13 protein-coding genes, 1 pseudogene and 1 riboswitch are annotated in these 14,692 nt (G+C 68.8%); of the genes and pseudogenes, 4 read left to right on the plus strand and 10 right to left on the minus strand.

Going from position 1 to position 14,692, the window contains the following annotated elements:
• Positions 1-43 precede the first annotated feature (43 nt).
• Positions 44-385: a hypothetical protein gene (locus ACIRD7_RS22865; RefSeq protein ID WP_403456052.1), complete on the plus strand. Its 342-nt coding sequence runs from the start codon at positions 44-46 to the stop codon at positions 383-385.
• Positions 283-890 (plus strand): annotated as a pseudogene (locus tag ACIRD7_RS22870) (glycerate kinase); the annotation flags it as partial. The gene ACIRD7_RS22865 and the pseudogene ACIRD7_RS22870, both read left to right, overlap by 103 nt.
• Here ACIRD7_RS22870 and ACIRD7_RS22875 read toward each other — a convergent pair.
• The 6 genes from ACIRD7_RS22875 to ACIRD7_RS22900 all read right to left on the minus strand — a co-directional run bounded on the left by ACIRD7_RS22875 (position 845) and on the right by ACIRD7_RS22900 (position 7,935).
• On the minus strand, positions 845-2,212 hold the full coding sequence (locus ACIRD7_RS22875) for an aminotransferase class V-fold PLP-dependent enzyme (RefSeq protein ID WP_403456053.1): 1,368 nt from the start codon (positions 2,210-2,212) through the stop codon (positions 845-847). The pseudogene ACIRD7_RS22870 and the gene ACIRD7_RS22875 overlap by 46 nt on opposite strands.
• 144 nt (positions 2,213-2,356) lie before the next feature.
• Positions 2,357-2,473, minus strand: a riboswitch (SAM riboswitch).
• A 71-nt stretch (positions 2,474-2,544) separates the two neighbouring features.
• The gene (gene trpD / locus ACIRD7_RS22880) at positions 2,545-3,609 is read right to left on the minus strand and encodes an anthranilate phosphoribosyltransferase (protein ID WP_403456055.1); all 1,065 of its coding nucleotides are present in this window, start codon (positions 3,607-3,609) and stop codon (positions 2,545-2,547) included.
• A gap of 134 nt (positions 3,610-3,743) precedes the next feature.
• Positions 3,744-5,381, minus strand: coding sequence for a cytochrome bc complex cytochrome b subunit (locus ACIRD7_RS22885; RefSeq protein ID WP_403456057.1), 1,638 nt, complete (start codon positions 5,379-5,381; stop codon positions 3,744-3,746).
• The gene (locus tag ACIRD7_RS22890; RefSeq protein ID WP_403456059.1) at positions 5,378-6,427 is read right to left on the minus strand and encodes a Rieske 2Fe-2S domain-containing protein; all 1,050 of its coding nucleotides are present in this window, start codon (positions 6,425-6,427) and stop codon (positions 5,378-5,380) included. The genes ACIRD7_RS22885 and ACIRD7_RS22890 overlap by 4 nt, the downstream gene beginning before the upstream one ends.
• Positions 6,424-7,236, minus strand: a complete 813-nt coding sequence (locus ACIRD7_RS22895; protein ID WP_403456062.1) for a c-type cytochrome — start codon at positions 7,234-7,236, stop codon at positions 6,424-6,426. Before ACIRD7_RS22895 ends, ACIRD7_RS22890 begins: the two co-directional genes overlap by 4 nt.
• Before the next feature lie 78 nt (positions 7,237-7,314).
• The gene (locus ACIRD7_RS22900; RefSeq protein ID WP_380851080.1) at positions 7,315-7,935 is read right to left on the minus strand and encodes a heme-copper oxidase subunit III; all 621 of its coding nucleotides are present in this window, start codon (positions 7,933-7,935) and stop codon (positions 7,315-7,317) included.
• 145 nt (positions 7,936-8,080) lie between these two features.
• On the opposite strand from ACIRD7_RS22900, the gene ACIRD7_RS22905 reads away from it, so the two are divergent.
• On the plus strand, positions 8,081-8,482 hold the full coding sequence (locus tag ACIRD7_RS22905; RefSeq protein ID WP_403456065.1) for a hypothetical protein: 402 nt from the start codon (positions 8,081-8,083) through the stop codon (positions 8,480-8,482).
• Between the two features lie 38 nt (positions 8,483-8,520).
• On the opposite strand, the gene ACIRD7_RS22910 is transcribed toward ACIRD7_RS22905, so the two are convergent.
• The 4 genes from ACIRD7_RS22910 to coxB form a co-directional block, all read right to left on the minus strand.
• Positions 8,521-9,783, minus strand: a complete 1,263-nt coding sequence (locus ACIRD7_RS22910; RefSeq protein WP_403456067.1) for an Ig-like domain-containing protein — start codon at positions 9,781-9,783, stop codon at positions 8,521-8,523.
• Positions 9,784-9,913: 130 nt separating this feature from the next.
• Positions 9,914-10,312 (minus strand): cytochrome c oxidase subunit 4, encoded by a 399-nt coding sequence (locus tag ACIRD7_RS22915; RefSeq protein WP_403456069.1) that lies wholly within the window; start codon positions 10,310-10,312, stop codon positions 9,914-9,916.
• Positions 10,309-12,045: a cytochrome c oxidase subunit I gene (gene ctaD / locus ACIRD7_RS22920; protein WP_403456071.1), complete on the minus strand. Its 1,737-nt coding sequence runs from the start codon at positions 12,043-12,045 to the stop codon at positions 10,309-10,311. The genes ACIRD7_RS22915 and ctaD overlap by 4 nt, the downstream gene beginning before the upstream one ends.
• Positions 12,042-13,007 (minus strand): cytochrome c oxidase subunit II, encoded by a 966-nt coding sequence (gene coxB / locus ACIRD7_RS22925; RefSeq protein WP_403456073.1) that lies wholly within the window; start codon positions 13,005-13,007, stop codon positions 12,042-12,044. Before coxB ends, ctaD begins: the two co-directional genes overlap by 4 nt.
• A gap of 265 nt (positions 13,008-13,272) precedes the next feature.
• Between coxB and ACIRD7_RS22930 the strand changes: the two genes are divergently transcribed.
• Positions 13,273-14,649 carry a cysteine desulfurase/sulfurtransferase TusA family protein gene (locus ACIRD7_RS22930; protein WP_403456075.1) on the plus strand — a complete coding sequence of 459 codons (1,377 nt, stop codon included), beginning with the start codon at positions 13,273-13,275 and terminating at the stop codon, positions 14,647-14,649.
• Positions 14,650-14,692 lie beyond the last annotated feature (43 nt).

Below are 14,692 nucleotides of genomic sequence, written 5' to 3' on the forward strand. Positions count from 1 at the left end.
CCGGGCGACCCGGGCAGGATCGTCGGAGGCGGTGCGGCACGGCATGGCGCAGCGCTGGCGGGCCTCCCGTACGGCCTTCTCGCACCGGATCGCGGCACTGGCCGCCGTAGTGGCGATCCCCCTGGACATCGCCGCGACCAGCTTCGCCCTCACCGACCAGCCGAAGTCGCCCGGGGGCCCGCCCAGGGTGGAGCTGGACAGCGGCTCCCCCACACCGACGCCCGCCCGGCCCGCACCCGCGCCGAACGACGAGGTCGTCTCCCGCCCGCCGGTGACCGACAGCCCCGCGACTGGCTGTGCGGCGCATGCGGCGTGGCGCGCGTCTTCGGCCCGCAGAAGGGGGCGACGCCCGCGCAGGTCGAGCAACTATCGGCCGGGCTGGTGAACTGGGCGGACGCCCTCACCCGCGACCTGGGGCCGTGGGCACCGACCTGCACCACGGCCCCGGCACCGGAGCGTCCGGCGGCCTGGGCGCGGGCCTCGCCGCGCTCGGCGCCCGGCTCTTCCCCCGCTTCGACGTCCTGCTCGACCACCTCGGCCTCGAGGCCCGCCTCGCCCGTGCCGACCTCATCGTCACCGCCGAGGGCGCCCTGGACCACCACACGCCCAAGGGCAAGGTCCCGGCCGAGGTGGCCCGCCGGGCCAAGCTCCGCGGCCGCCCGGTGCTCGTGCCGGCGGGCACGCTGGGCGAGGGCGCGCAGGGCGTTCCCGGCGTCGACGCGTTCAGCGGCATCCTGCCGGCGCCGATGGCCCTGGCGGAGGCCCTGGTGCGGGCCTCCGAACTCCTCACGGACGGGACCGAACGCGCCCTGCGGATGAATCTGCTGGGCGCCCGGCTACCGGCTCACGCGGAGGTGTCCGGCACGCAACGGCCGTCCTCGGTGCGGTAGTTCCAGCGGGCGCCGTCCGTGACGAGCTCCTGCACGGCGTTCACGAACCGCTCGACGTGCTCGTCGGGCGTACCGGCGCCGAAGCTCACCCGGATCGCGTTGAGGGACTTCTCGCCCGGCGCCGCCTCCGGGGCCCCGCACTCGCCCTGGGCCTGCGGGTCGCTGCCCAGCAGGGTCCGCACCAGCGGGTGGGCGCAGAACAGCCCGTCCCGCACTCCGATGCCGTACTCGGCGGAGAGGGCGGCGGCGAAGTGGGAGCTGTTCCAGCCGTCGACGACGAAGGAGATCACGCCGACGCGCGGGGCGTCGTCGCCGAAGAGGGAGAGGACGCGGACGTCCGGCACCTCGGCGAGACCGGCCCGCACCTTCTCGATCAGGTACTGCTCGCGGGCGACGAGGTCGTCGAACCCGGCCTCGGTGAGGGCCTTGCAGGCGGAGGCGATGGAGTAGGCGCCGATGACGTTCGGGGAGCCGGCCTCGTGGCGGGCGGCGCTGTCGTGCCAGTCGACGTCCACTCCCCCGTCCTCACGCCGGGTGACCTTGCGGCTGGCACCGCCGCCCGCGAGGTACGGCTCCGCCTCGCGCAGCCAGTCGGCACGGCCGGCCAGGACGCCCGAGCCGAACGGGGCGTACAGCTTGTGGCCGGAGAAGGCGATCCAGTCGACGTCGAGGTCGCGGACGGAGACCGGGTGGTGGGGGGCCAGCTGGGCGGCGTCCAGGACGATCCGGGCGCCGTGTGCGTGCGCGGCCGCCGCCAGTTCCCGTACCGGCCACAGCTCGCCGGTGACGTTCGAGGCGCCGGTGACGCAGACCAGGGCCGGGCCGTAGGGGTCGCGGTCGGCGAGGGCGCGCTCCAGGGTCTCGACGGCCTGGCGGGGGGTGCGGGGCGCGTTGAGGTAGGTGACGCGGGCGTCGCGCCAGGGCAGCAGGGAGGCGTGGTGCTCGGTCTCGAAGACGAAGACCTGGCAGTCGGCCGGGAGGGCGGCGGCGAGGAGGTTGAGCGAGTCGGTGGTGGACCGGGTGAAGACCAGCTGGTCGTCGTCGCGGCAGTCCAGGAACTCGGCGACCGTCCGGCGGGCGTTCTCGAACAGGTCGGTGGAGAGCTGCGAGAGGTACCCGGCGCCGCGGTGAACGCTGCCGTAGTACGGCGCGTAGGCGGCGACGTCGTCCCAGACACGCTGGAGGGCGGGGGCGCTGGCGGCGTAGTCGAGCGCGGCGTAGGTGACCTCGCCGCCGGTGACGAGCGGGACGGTGACATCCCGGCCCAGAACGGGCAGGGGGGCGCAAATGGTCTGGGCGGCGGCAGCGGTGGAGACAGACATGGGGGAACTCCCGTGAAGGGCATGCCGGTTGAAGACATGCGGGAAAGAGAAAAGGGTGCGCGGAGGCGGGGCTCAGCAGCCCTATCGCATTCGCTTGCTCACGGAAGACTCCCTCGAACGACCAGGACCCCTGGTTTCGAGAGGGGCCCGCGCTTGCCGCAGACTTCGCTGCCTACGGCCTGGTCTTCACCCGGGGCACCCCGCCACGGACGGAGGGTTGCCGGACAGTCGGCCGGGGCCTCATGACTGTCACTCATGACCTGGTACAGGAACGTACGTGAAATGATCGTCGTCCCGCAACCCGTGTCCGGATCGCGGGACGATCTCGCGCGCTAGCGGTTGCTCGCAGCGACCCAACGCTCCAGCGTCCGCTTCGCGGACCCCGAGTCGATCGACTCCGCCGCCTTCGCCATGCCGGCGCGGATCTGCTCCGTCAGCGGCGCGTCGCCGGGCTCCAGCGCCACCAGCGCCGCCGCCGAGTTCAGCAGGACGGCGTCCCGCACCGGGCCCGTCTCGCCGTCCAGCAGACGGCGGGCGACCTCCGCGTTGTAGGACGCGTCGGCGCCGCGCAGCGCCTCCACCGGCACCAACTCGATGCCGACGTCGCGCGGGTCGAAGGCCTCCTCGGTCACCTTGCCGTCGCGCACGACCCATACCCGGGACGTGGCGGTGGTGGTGAGCTCGTCGAGCCCGTCGTCGCCGCGGAACACCAGCGAGGAGTTGCCGCGCTCGGCGAAGACACCCGCGACGATCGGCGCCATGCGCGGGTCGGCCACGCCGACCGCCTGGGCCTTCACCTTCGCCGGGTTGGTCAGCGGACCGAGCACGTTGAAGGTGGTCCGGATGCCCAACTGGCCGCGGGCCGCCGCCACATGCCGCAGCGCGGGGTGGAACTTCACCGCGAAGCAGAAGGTGATCCCGGCCTCCTCGGCGACCTCGGCCACCCGCCCGACCGGCAGTTCCAGATTGACGCCGAGCTTCTCCAGCACGTCCGAGGCACCCGACGCCGAGGACGCCGCCCGGTTGCCGTGCTTGACGACCTTCGCGCCCGTGCCGGCGATGACGATCGCCGACATCGTGGAGATGTTGACGGTCTTCGCGCCGTCGCCGCCGGTGCCGACGATGTCGACGGTCTCCCCCGGCACCTCGATCACGTTCGCGTGCGCGTACATCGTCCGGACCAGCCCGGTGATCTCCTCCACCGTCTCGCCCTTGGCACGCAGCGCCACGACGAAGCCGGCGATCTGCGCGTCCGTCGCCTCGCCGCGCATGATCAGGTCCATCGCCCAGGCGGTGTCGTCGGCGGACAGGTCGGAGCCGTTCAGCAGGCCGTTCAGCAGCAGGGGCCAGGAGCGGGCCGCCGCGGTGTCGCCTCCGGCGGGGGTCACAGCGCTCATAAGCCGCTCCAGGGTCAGGTGTCCCGCACTGCGGGACATGAGTCTCAACGAGGTCCACCCTATCCAGCCCCGGGCACGGCGAAGGGCCCCGTCCGTACAACGGACGGGGCCCTCAACCGTGGCGTGGCAGGCGATCAGTGGTGGCCGTGGCCGCTCGTGATCTCCTTGTACTCCTCGACGGTCGGCTTGGGGATCTGGCCGTCCTCGCCGAAGTACGACTTGCTGAGCTTGGCGCGCAGCTTCTCGGAGCCCTTCACCTTGCGCTCGACGCCGTTCTCGTCGACCGTCGGGCCGATCTCGGCCGGCTGGTACTGCTCGTGCGCGGTGAGCGTGTACAGCGCGTCCTGGCTGAGCGGCTCGTGGACCTCGATGAACTCACCGTGCGGCAGGCGCTTGATGATGCCCGACTCGCGGCCGTGCAGCACCTTGTCCTTGTCCCGGCGCTGCAGGCCGAGGCAGATCCGCTTGGTGATGATGAACGCGAGGACCGGTCCGGCGAAGAACCCGATCCGGACGAACCAGGTGACCGCGTTGATCGACAGGTGGAAGTGGGTGGCCCACAGGTCGTTGCCACCGCCGACCAGGCCGATCATGTACACCGTGACCCAGGCGACGCCGAACGCGGTACGCGTCGGGGCGTTGCGCGGGCGGTCCAGGATGTGGTGCTCGCGCTTGTCGCCGGTGACCCAGGACTCGATGAACGGGTAGACCGCGATCGCCATCAGGACCAGGCCGAAGAGCACCAGCGGGATGAACACGCCCAGGACGAGCGTGTGACCCCAGAAGTTGACCTCCCAGCCCGGCATGTACCGGACCAGACCCTCGGCGAAGCCCATGTACCAGTCGGGCTGGGCGCCCGTGGACACCTGGTCCGGCCGGTAGGGGCCCATGGCCCAGATCGGGTTGATCTGCGCGATCGCCGCGATCACCGCGATGACACCGAAGACCAGGAAGAAGAAGCCTCCGGCCTTGGCCATGTAGACCGGCAGCAGCGGCATGCCGACGACGTTCTTGTTGGTCTTTCCGGGACCCGCGAACTGCGTGTGCTTGTGGTAGAAGACCAGGATCAGGTGGCCGACCACCAGGCCGAGCATGATGCCCGGCAGCAGCAGGATGTGGATCGAGTAGAAGCGGGCCACGAAGTCGGTGCCCGGGAACTCGCCGCCGAAGAGGAAGAACGAGATGTACGTGCCGACGATCGGCATGGACAGGATCGCGCCCTCGGTGAAGCGGACACCGGTGCCGGAGAGCAGGTCGTCCGGGAGCGAGTAGCCGGTGAAACCGGTGAACATGCCCAGGACGAACAGCAGGAAGCCGAACAGCCAGTTGATCTCACGCGGCTTGCGGAACGCGCCCGTGAAGAACACGCGCATCATGTGCACGAACATGCCCGCGAGGAAGATCAGCGCGGCCCAGTGGTGGATCTGCCGGATGAGCAGACCACCGCGCACGTCGAAGGAGATGTGCAGCGTGGAGCTGAACGCCTCCGACATGAGCTGTCCCTGGAGCGGGACGTAGGAGCCGTGGTACTCCACCTCGTTCATCGACGGGTGGAAGAACAGCGTCAGGTACACACCCGTGAGGATGATGATGATGAAGCTGTAGAGGCAGACCTCACCCAACATGAACGACCAGTGGTCGGGGAAGATCTTGCGCATGTTGGCCTTGGCCAGGGAGTAGATCCCGAGCCGGCCGTCCGCCCAGTCGGCGACGCGCTCGCCGGCCGGTGCCTTCCCGCGCGAGCGGGACTCTGTGGTCTCTGTGGTGCTCATCCGCGCTCCCAGAATGCAGGACCGACGGGCTCTTCGAAGTCGCCGAGCGCCTCGAGGTAGCCCTCGTCGTTCACACCGATGCGCAGCTGCGGCAGGGCGTGACCGGCGGGACCGAAGATCACTCGGGCACCGTCGGAGAGGTCGAAGGTGGACTGGTGGCAGGGGCAGAGCACGTGGTGCGTCTGCTGCTCGTACAGGGAGATCGGGCAACCGACGTGGGTGCAGATCTTCGAGTACGCGACGATGCCCTGGTAGGACCAGTCGAGCTCTTGCTTGTCCTTGATGTCGTCGGGCTGGAGCCGGACGATCATCAGGGCGGCCTTGGCGATCTCGTTCTGGAAGTCGTGGTCGTGCTCCTCGAGGCCCTCCGGCTTGGCGAAGGTGAGGGAGCCGACCGCGACGTCCGAGGGACGCAGCGGCTCGTTGGTGTTCATGTTGACGAGCAGCTTGCCCTTGGACCACAGCGTGTGGCGGAGCTTGGTCCCGGGCAGCGGGCCGAGGTCGCGCAGCAGGACGACGCCGGAGAGCGGGAACAGGGCCAGCGCACCGAACATCGTGTTGCGGATCAGCTTGCGGCGACCCAGCGCGGACTCCTTGGCGCCCTGCTTGAAGTCGGCCATGACCTTGGCCTTGACCTCGGGCTCCGCCGCGATCGGGTGCCGGTCGTCGGCGACCTCCACGTCGGACATCAGGGTGCGGGCCCAGTGGACCGCGCCCGCGCCGATGCAGAACAGCGCCGCGCCGAGGGTCAGGCCCAGCGCGAAGTTCAGCGCGTTGAGGTGACCGATCGGGAAGACGAAGATCGCCTTGTCGTGCGGGATCGCGACGTACGACGCGATGAAACCGACGGTGGCCAGCATCGACACCGTGAACAGCAGGGCGACCGTGCGCTCGGACCGCCGGGCGGCCCGCTCGTCGATGTCCTGGATCCGGTGCTCGTGCGGCGGCAGGCCGGGGTCGGCGAAGGGGTGCTTCTCGTCGGCTACCGCTACGCGGGCGTCCTGCTCAGCGGGCAGGTTCTCTTCTGGAATGTCTTGGCTACTCATGACTTCTTGGCCTTTGCGGTCCGAGCGGCGACCCAGATGGCGACCGCGATCAGGGCGCCGAGACCGAAGATCCAGGAGAACAGGCCCTCGCTGACCGGCCCGAGGCCGCCCAGCTCCAGCCCACCCGGGTTGACCGTCTCGTCACTGTTGACCGCGTGCAGGTACGCGATGATGTCCTTCTTGTTCTGCTCCGACAGCGTGGTGTCGGGGAAGGACGGCATGTTCTGCGGGCCGGTCTGCATGGCCTCGTAGATGTGCTTGGGGTCGACGCCCTCGAGGCTCGGTGCGTACTTGCCCTTCGTCAGCGCGCCGCCCTTGCCGGTGAAGTTGTGGCACTGGGCGCAGTTGTTGCGGAAGAGCTCGCCGCCCTTGCCGATGTCCGCTCCCTCGGGGCCGTACTGCTCCTCGGTCGGGACGGACGGACCGGCACCCAGCGAGGCGATGTACGCCGCCAGCTGGTCGATCTCGGCCTGCGAGTAGATGTTCTTCTTCTTCGGGACCTGGGCGCCCTGGGAGGTGGCGGCCGGCATACGGCCCGTCGAGACCTGGAAGTCGACGGCGGCGGCGCCGACGCCCACCAGGCTCGGACCGTCAGAGGTGCCCTGACCATCGGTTCCGTGGCAGCTGGCGCAGCCGACGGTGTAGAGCTTCTTGCCCTCCTCGATGGTGAGGGACTGGGCGGTTTCCTCGGCCTGCGCCTTGTCCGCGGGAGCGAACACGGCGTACAGCCCCCCCGTGCACGCCAGCGCGAGGAGTAGGACGACGACCGCCGCCAGCGGATGGCGTCGTCGTGCGGAGAGCTTTTTCACGGATTACCCCGGTGTCAGGATCTTCTGCGTCGATGCTTCTGGTATGTGCGTTTGTTGAACGCGCGGGATCGGGCCCGACTACTTGATCATGTAGATCGTGGCGAAGAGGCCGATCCAGACGACATCGACGAAGTGCCAGTAGTAGGACACGACGATCGCGGCGGTCGCCTGCTCGTGTGTGAACCTCCGGGCCGCGTAGGTGCGGCCGAGGACCAGCAGGAAGGCGATGAGACCGCCCGTCACGTGCAGGCCGTGGAAGCCGGTGGTCAGGTAGAAGACCGAGCCGTACGGATCGGACGAGAGCGAGATGCCCTCGTGCCGGACCAGCTCGGTGTACTCGTACACCTGACCGCCGATGAAGATCGCACCCATGATGAAGGTGACGATGAACCAGCCCCGGAGCTTCTTCACGTCACCGCGCTCGGCGGCGAAGACGCCGAGCTGGCAGGTGAGGGAGGAGAGCACCAGGATCGTGGTGTTCGTCGCCGAGAACGGGAAGTTCAAGGCCTCGGCCTTCTCACTCCAGAACTCGGGGCCCGTCACCGATCGCAGGGTGAAGTACATCGCGAAGAGGGCCGCGAAGAACATCAGCTCGGAACTCAACCAGATGATGGTTCCGACGCTGGTGAGGTTCGGCCGGTTGACCGACGGGTGCGCGTGCCCGGTTTCTACTGTCGTTGCTGTCGCCACGACCGACATTATGTCGGTCGCTTATCCCGCCCTCACTCCGGGGGGTGCCGTTCGGAGTGTCTTGGCCGTTCATACCGGTGTTGACGTGGTGTTCAAGGGAGTAGCATCCGGCCCAACAGGCCTGTCCTTACGACGCTGACGTCACGGAGGAACAATGCAGCCGACCGCCACGGTGCTGGTCTACAGCGACGACTCCAACACCCGCGAGCAGGTGAGGTTGGCGACGGGCCGGAGGCCTGCTCCGGACGTCCCTGTGGTGGAGTTCGTGGAGTGCGCGACGCCTGCCGCCGTCATCAAGGAGCTGGACAGGGGCGGGATCGACGTCTGCGTGCTCGACGGTGAGGCCGTGCCCATGGGGGGCATGGGGGTCTGCCGGCAGATCAAGGACGAGGTGTTCAACTGCCCGCCGGTGCTGCTGCTGATCGGGCGGCCGCAGGATGCGTGGCTGGCGACCTGGAGCCGGGCCGAGGCGGCTGTGACGCTGCCTGTGGAGCCGGTGGAGTTCGCGGCGGCGCTGGCCTCCCTGCTGCGGACGAAGAGGCTGCAGAGCGCCTAGGAGCCCATCCCGAGGGTTGTGGGGCAGCCGCGGGTCGCTCAGACGGCCCGTGGCCTCAGCCGTGCCGCCTCTTCCGGTGCGGGGCCGTCCGGCGTGCCGGCCACCAGGGCGCTGCCGCCTCGCCACTTCTTCCAGTCGAGGTTCCAGTCGCCGAAGCCGTTGCCGAACGGTTCCATCGTGTTGCCGTACGAGTTGATGACCTTCACGATGTCGCCCTCGCGGACGTTGTCGAAGAACCACTCGGCGTTGGCGGTGCTCATGCCGGTGCAGCCGTGGCTGACGTTGGCGGAGCCCTGGGAGCCGACCGACCAGGGGGCCGCGTGGACGTACTCGCCGCTCCAGGTCACCCGGGTGGCGTAGTAGACCGGTAGGTCGTAGGACTCGGAGGAGCCTTCCGCTATGCCTATGCTCGTGCCGCGCATGCGTACGAAGTACTCCTTGCCCAGTACGACCTTGACTCCGTTGCGGGTCTCGAAGCCGGCCTTGCCGGTGGTGACCGGTATCGACCGGACCTCCTCGCCGTTGCGGTAGAGCGTCAGCTGGTGGGACGAGGCGTCGGTGACGGCGATGACCTGGTCGCCGATGGTTATCTTCAGGGGCTTGACCTTGCCGCCCCACAGACGGTCGCCGATCTTGATGCCGTCCAGGTTGCTGCGGGCCTGAATGGTCGCTCCGGCCGGCCAGTACTCCTTGGGCCGGTAGTGGAGTTCCTTGTCGTCCACCCAGTGCCAGGCGCCGTCGACCGCGGGTATGGACTCGACCTTGAGGGCCCGCTCGACTGTCGCGCGTTGATTCCTCTCCTTGACGGGGCGGCTCAGCTCGGCCGTGATGGGCTGGCCGACGCCGTACTTGCCCGCCTTGGGACCGAACTTCACCGTCAGGTGCTTCTTGGAGGTCGGCTTGCTGGTCTCGAAGGTGAGGACCTTGCGGCCGGGGGCGCCGTCCTCGTCCTCGGTGCTCACGCGGACCGTGTAGCGGGCGTTGGCGGCCAGCGGAGAGGTGCTGTGCCACCGGGTGCCGTCGGCGGAGAGTTCGCCCGCGACATAGCGTCCTGCGGCGTCCCTGGCGGTGACGTCCGTGATGCGGCCGTCGGAGTCCTCGGCGGTGATCTCGAGGGGCTTGTCGGGGTCGGCCTTCTTGCCGTCGCCCGAGGGGCCGTTGAAGGCGATCTGGTCGGCCGCGTCGTACGGGTCGGCGGCCAGCGGGTTGCCGTCGCTGCTGCACCCGACGGCGGTCGCGCCGAGCGCGATCAGCAGGAGCGTGCAGCCTATGACGGTGCTCGTGCGCGGTGTTTTGCTCATGGCTTCACGCTAGGAAGCGGCGTCGGCGGCGGCGCGCCGAGTGGTACGTACGGGTGATGCCTGTTGCTGCAAACGAGGGAGCCCGGACCTCCTATGGAGTGTCCGGGCTCCGCTGTGAGCTCAGCTCGTGTTACTGGGTGCGGTTCTCACCGCGGTAGTACTCGAAGACCCAGCCCCAGATGCCGACCAGCATCAGCGGGAACGAGAAGTACAGCAGCCACCAGCCGACCGCGATCGCCAGGAAGGCGAGCGCTCCTCCGATGGCGAGGGAGAGCGGCTGCCAGCTGTGCGGGCTGAAGAACCCGACCTCGCCGGCGTCGTCCGCGACGTCCGCTTCCTTGTTGTCCTGCGCGCCCGCGTCGACCCGCCGGGCGGTGAAGCCCAGGTAGAAGCCGATCATGATGCACAGGGCGAAGGCCAGGAAGAGCGCCGTGGTACCGGCGGGCTCCTTCGACCAGACGCCGTAGACGACCGCCATGGCGAGGATGAAGACGCTCAGCCAGGTGAACATCGTGCCCTGAGTCTTCACTTGCCGACCTCCTTGCCACCAGCCAGAGCCTTGTCACCGTGAGGCGCGTTCTCGAGCTCGTCGAGAGCGGCGATCTCAGGGTGGTGCAGGTCGAACGCCGGGGATTCGGAACGGATCCGCGGCAGGGTGAGGAAGTTGTGCCGCGGCGGCGGGCAGGACGTGGCCCACTCCAGCGAGCGGCCGTAGCCCCACGGGTCGTCGACCTCGACCTTCTTGCCGTACTTCGCCGTCTTCCACACGTTGTAGAAGAACGGCAGCAGCGACGCGCCGAGCACGAACGAGCTGATCGTCGAGATCGTGTTCAGGGCGGTGAAGCCGTCGGCCGCGAGGTAGTCGGCGTAACGACGCGGCATGCCCTCGGCGCCCAGCCAGTGCTGGACCAGGAACGTGCCGTGGAAGCCGACGAACAGCGTCCAGAAGGTCATCTTGCCGAGGCGCTCGTCGAGCATCTTGCCGGTCATCTTCGGCCACCAGAAGTGGAAGCCGGAGAACATCGCGAAGACGACGGTGCCGAAGACGACGTAGTGGAAGTGCGCCACCACGAAGTACGAGTCGGACACGTGGAAGTCCATCGGCGGCGAGGCCAGGATGACGCCCGTCAGACCGCCGAAGGTGAAGGTGATGAGGAAGCCGACCGCCCAGAGCATCGGTGTCTCGAAGGACAACGAGCCCTTCCACATCGTTCCGATCCAGTTGAAGAACTTCACGCCGGTGGGGACGGCGATGAGGAACGTCATGAAGGAGAAGAACGGGAGCAGTACACCGCCGGTGACGTACATGTGGTGGGCCCACACCGTCACGGACAGACCCGCGATCGCGATGGTCGCCGCGATCAGACCCATGTAGCCGAACATCGGCTTGCGGGAGAAGACCGGGATGACCTCACTGATGATGCCGAAGAACGGCAGCGCGATGATGTACACCTCTGGATGCCCGAAGAACCAGAACAGGTGTTGCCACAGCAAGGCTCCACCGTTCGCGGCATCGAAGACATGGGCGCCGAACTTGCGGTCCGCCTCCAGCGCGAAGAGCGCCGCCGCGAGGACGGGGAAGGCGAGCAGGACCAGCACCGCGGTCAGCAGCACGTTCCACACGAAGATCGGCATGCGGAACATCGTCATGCCGGGGGCACGCATGCAGATGATCGTGGTGATGAAGTTGACCGAGCCGAGGATGGTGCCGAAGCCGGAGAAGGCCAGACCCATGATCCACATGTCGGCGCCGACGCCCGGCGAGCGGACCGCGTCCGACAGCGGGGAGTAGGCGAACCAGCCGAAGTCGGCCGCGCCGTCCGGGGTGAGGAAGCCACCGACCGCGATGAGCGAGCCGAACAGGTAGAGCCAGTAGGCGAACATGTTCAGCCGCGGGAAGGCCACGTCGGGCGCGCCGATCTGCAGCGGCATGATCCAGTTCGCGAAGCCGGCGAACAGCGGCGTCGCGAACATCAGCAGCATGATCGTGCCGTGCATCGTGAACGCCTGGTTGAACTGCTCGTTCGACATGATCTGCAGACCGGGCCGGGCGAGCTCGGCGCGCATCAGGAGCGCCATCACGCCACCGATCACGAAGAACGCGAACGACGTGACGAGGTACAGCGTGCCGATCGTCTTGTGGTCGGTGGTGGTGAGCCACTTGACCACGACGTTGCCGGGTTGCCTGCGCCGGACCGGCAGCTCGTTCTCGTACGAGTCCTCAGCTGCCGCGGCACCCTGGGGTTCGTTGAGGATGCTCACAGGTTTGTCGTCTCCCGGTTCTTCTCGTGGCTCGTCTGCGCGATGCCGGCGGGAACGTAACCGGTCTGCCCCTTCTTGGCGAGGTCCTTGAGGTGCTGCTCGTACCGCTCGGGGGAGACGACCTTCACGTTGAACAGCATCCGGGAGTGGTCGACGCCGCACAGCTCGGCGCACTTGCCCAGGAAGGTGCCCTCCCGGTTGGGGGTCACCTCGAAGGCGTTGGTGTGGCCCGGGATGACGTCCTGCTTCATCAGGAACGGCACCACCCAGAAGGAGTGGATGACGTCACGCGAGGTGAGGACGAAGCGGACCGTCTTGCCCTTGGGCAGCCACAGGGTCGGGCCCGGGTTGCCCGTCTGGGGGTTCCGGGTGCCGGGGGTGCCGCAGTCGTACACACCGCCGGCGTTCGCCGGGAAGTCCTCCTTGAACCGGTTCGGAATCGCCGACAGTTCCTTGGAGGTCTTGGCGTCGCCGGTGGAGCCCTCCACGTCGGCGATCATGTTGAAGCACCAGCTCCACTGGAAGCCGACGACGTTGACGGTGACGTCGGGCTTGTCCTTGAGGCTGAGGAGCTTCGACTCGTCGCGGGCCGTGAAGTAGAACAGGACCGAGACGATGATGAGCGGGACCACCGTGTACAGCGCCTCGATGGGCATGTTGTACCGGGTCTGCGGAGGTACCTCGACCTTGGTGCGGCTGCGCCGGTGGAACATGGCGCTCCACAGGATCAGACCCCACACCAGCACGCCGACGGCGAGCGCAGCCGCCCAGGAACCCTGCCACAGGGAGAGGATCCGCGGAGCCTCTTCCGTGGTCGGGGTGGGCATACCAAGGCGGGGGAAGTCTTCCCAGTTGTACGAGCAACCGGTGGCTGTCGCCAGGACCAGGCCCGCGGTCATGCCTTGCAGCAGCTTCCGCCGCATCGGGCGCCGCGGCGAGCGGTCGGAGCCGTTGGGACTCACGTAGCGCCTTCCCGAGAGTCTCGCCCGCGCGGATCGGCTGCGGCCTGGCCTTCTCGCTGGTCGGTCGCCGCCCTGCGTCGGGCAGGGGTTTGGATGTTTATGCGGACCAAACCCTAGCCGACGCCCTCCGGGGGTTCGCGGGGAGGGGTGCCTAGTGGGGTGGGGGGTTCGCTGAATTGGCGGCTGCGGGTTGTTCGTGGCTGGTCGCGCAGTTCCCCGCGCCCCTTTTGGGGCGTTGCAGTCGGCGGCGGTCTAGCGTTGCCGTGTGGGCTACTTCGACGCTGCTTCCAGTGCTCCTCTTCATCCCGTTGCCCGGCAGGCGCTCCTGGCCTCCCTCGACGAGGGGTGGGCCGATCCCGCGCGCCTCTATCAGGAGGGACGGCGGGCGCGGTTGTTGCTGGACGCGGCTCGGGAAGCGGCTGCCGAGGCCGTGGGCAGCCGACCGGACGAGCTGACCTTCACGTCGTCCGGCACGCGGGCCGTGCACTCGGGCATCGCGGGCGTGTTGGCGGGCCGTCGCCGGATCGGAAGCCACCTGATCGTGTCCGCCGTCGAACACTCCTCTGTGCTCCATGCGGCTGACGCGCACGAGGCCGGCGGGGGTTCGGTCACTCAGGTGGCGGTGGACCGGGGCGGGGCGGTGGCCGTGGGGGCGTACGCGGATGCCCTTCGCCCGGACACCGCGCTCGCCTGCCTTCAGTCGGCCAACCACGAGGTGGGTACCGAACAGCCGGTGGCCGAGGTGGCCGCCGTGTGCCGGGAGGCCGGGGTGCCGCTGCTGGTGGACGCGGCGCAGTCGCTCGGGTGGGGGCGTGTAGAGGGCGACTGGTCGGTGTTGACCGGGAGTGCGCACAAATGGGGCGGGCCGGCGGGCATCGGGCTGCTCGTCGTGCGCAAGGGTGTGCGGTTCGCCGCGCAAGGGCCCTCGGACGAGCGGGAGTCGGGGCGGGCGGCCGGGTTCGAGAACATCCCGGCGATCGTGGCGGCGGCGGCCTCGCTGCGGGCCGTCCAGGCCGAGGCGGCCCAAGAGGCGGTACGGCTGCGGGAGCTGACGGAGCGGATCCGGGCACGGGTGCCGGAGCTGGTGCCGGATGTGGAGGTCGTGGGCGACCCGGTGCGCCGGCTGCCCGGCGTCGTCACCTTCTCCTGTCTCTATGTCGACGGGGAGACACTGCTGCATGAGCTGGACCGCGCCGGGTTCTCGGTCTCGTCCGGTTCGTCCTGTACGAGCAGCACGCTGACGCCCAGCCATGTGCTGAAGGCGATGGGGGTGCTGAGCGAGGGGAACGTGCGTGTGTCCCTGCCGGCCGGGACGGCGGCGGCGGATGTCGAGCGGTTCCTCGAGGTGCTGCCGGGTGCGGTGGCCGGGGTGCGGGAGAAGCTGGGCGCGCCGGTCGCCGAGACGGTCGTACGCGACGACGTCCTGGTCGTCGACTCCCTCGGCAAGCTCTGCCCGATCCCCGTCATCGAACTCGCCAAGGTCATCGGCGAGGTGCCGGTGGGCGGACTGGTCCGGGTCCTCGCCGACGACGAGGCGGCCCGCCTCGACATCCCGGCGTGGTGCGCGATGCGGGGGCAGGAGTACGTGGGTGAGGAGGCGGCGGAGCGGGGGACCGCGTACCTGGTGCGCCGGGTGAGCTGAACGCGATCAGGGGCGCGGGGAGTGCGAACAGCTCCCACGCGCC

It is taken from the genome of Streptomyces sp. NPDC093568, assembly GCF_044764945.1.
Taxonomy (GTDB): Bacteria; Actinomycetota; Actinomycetes; order Streptomycetales; family Streptomycetaceae; genus Streptomyces.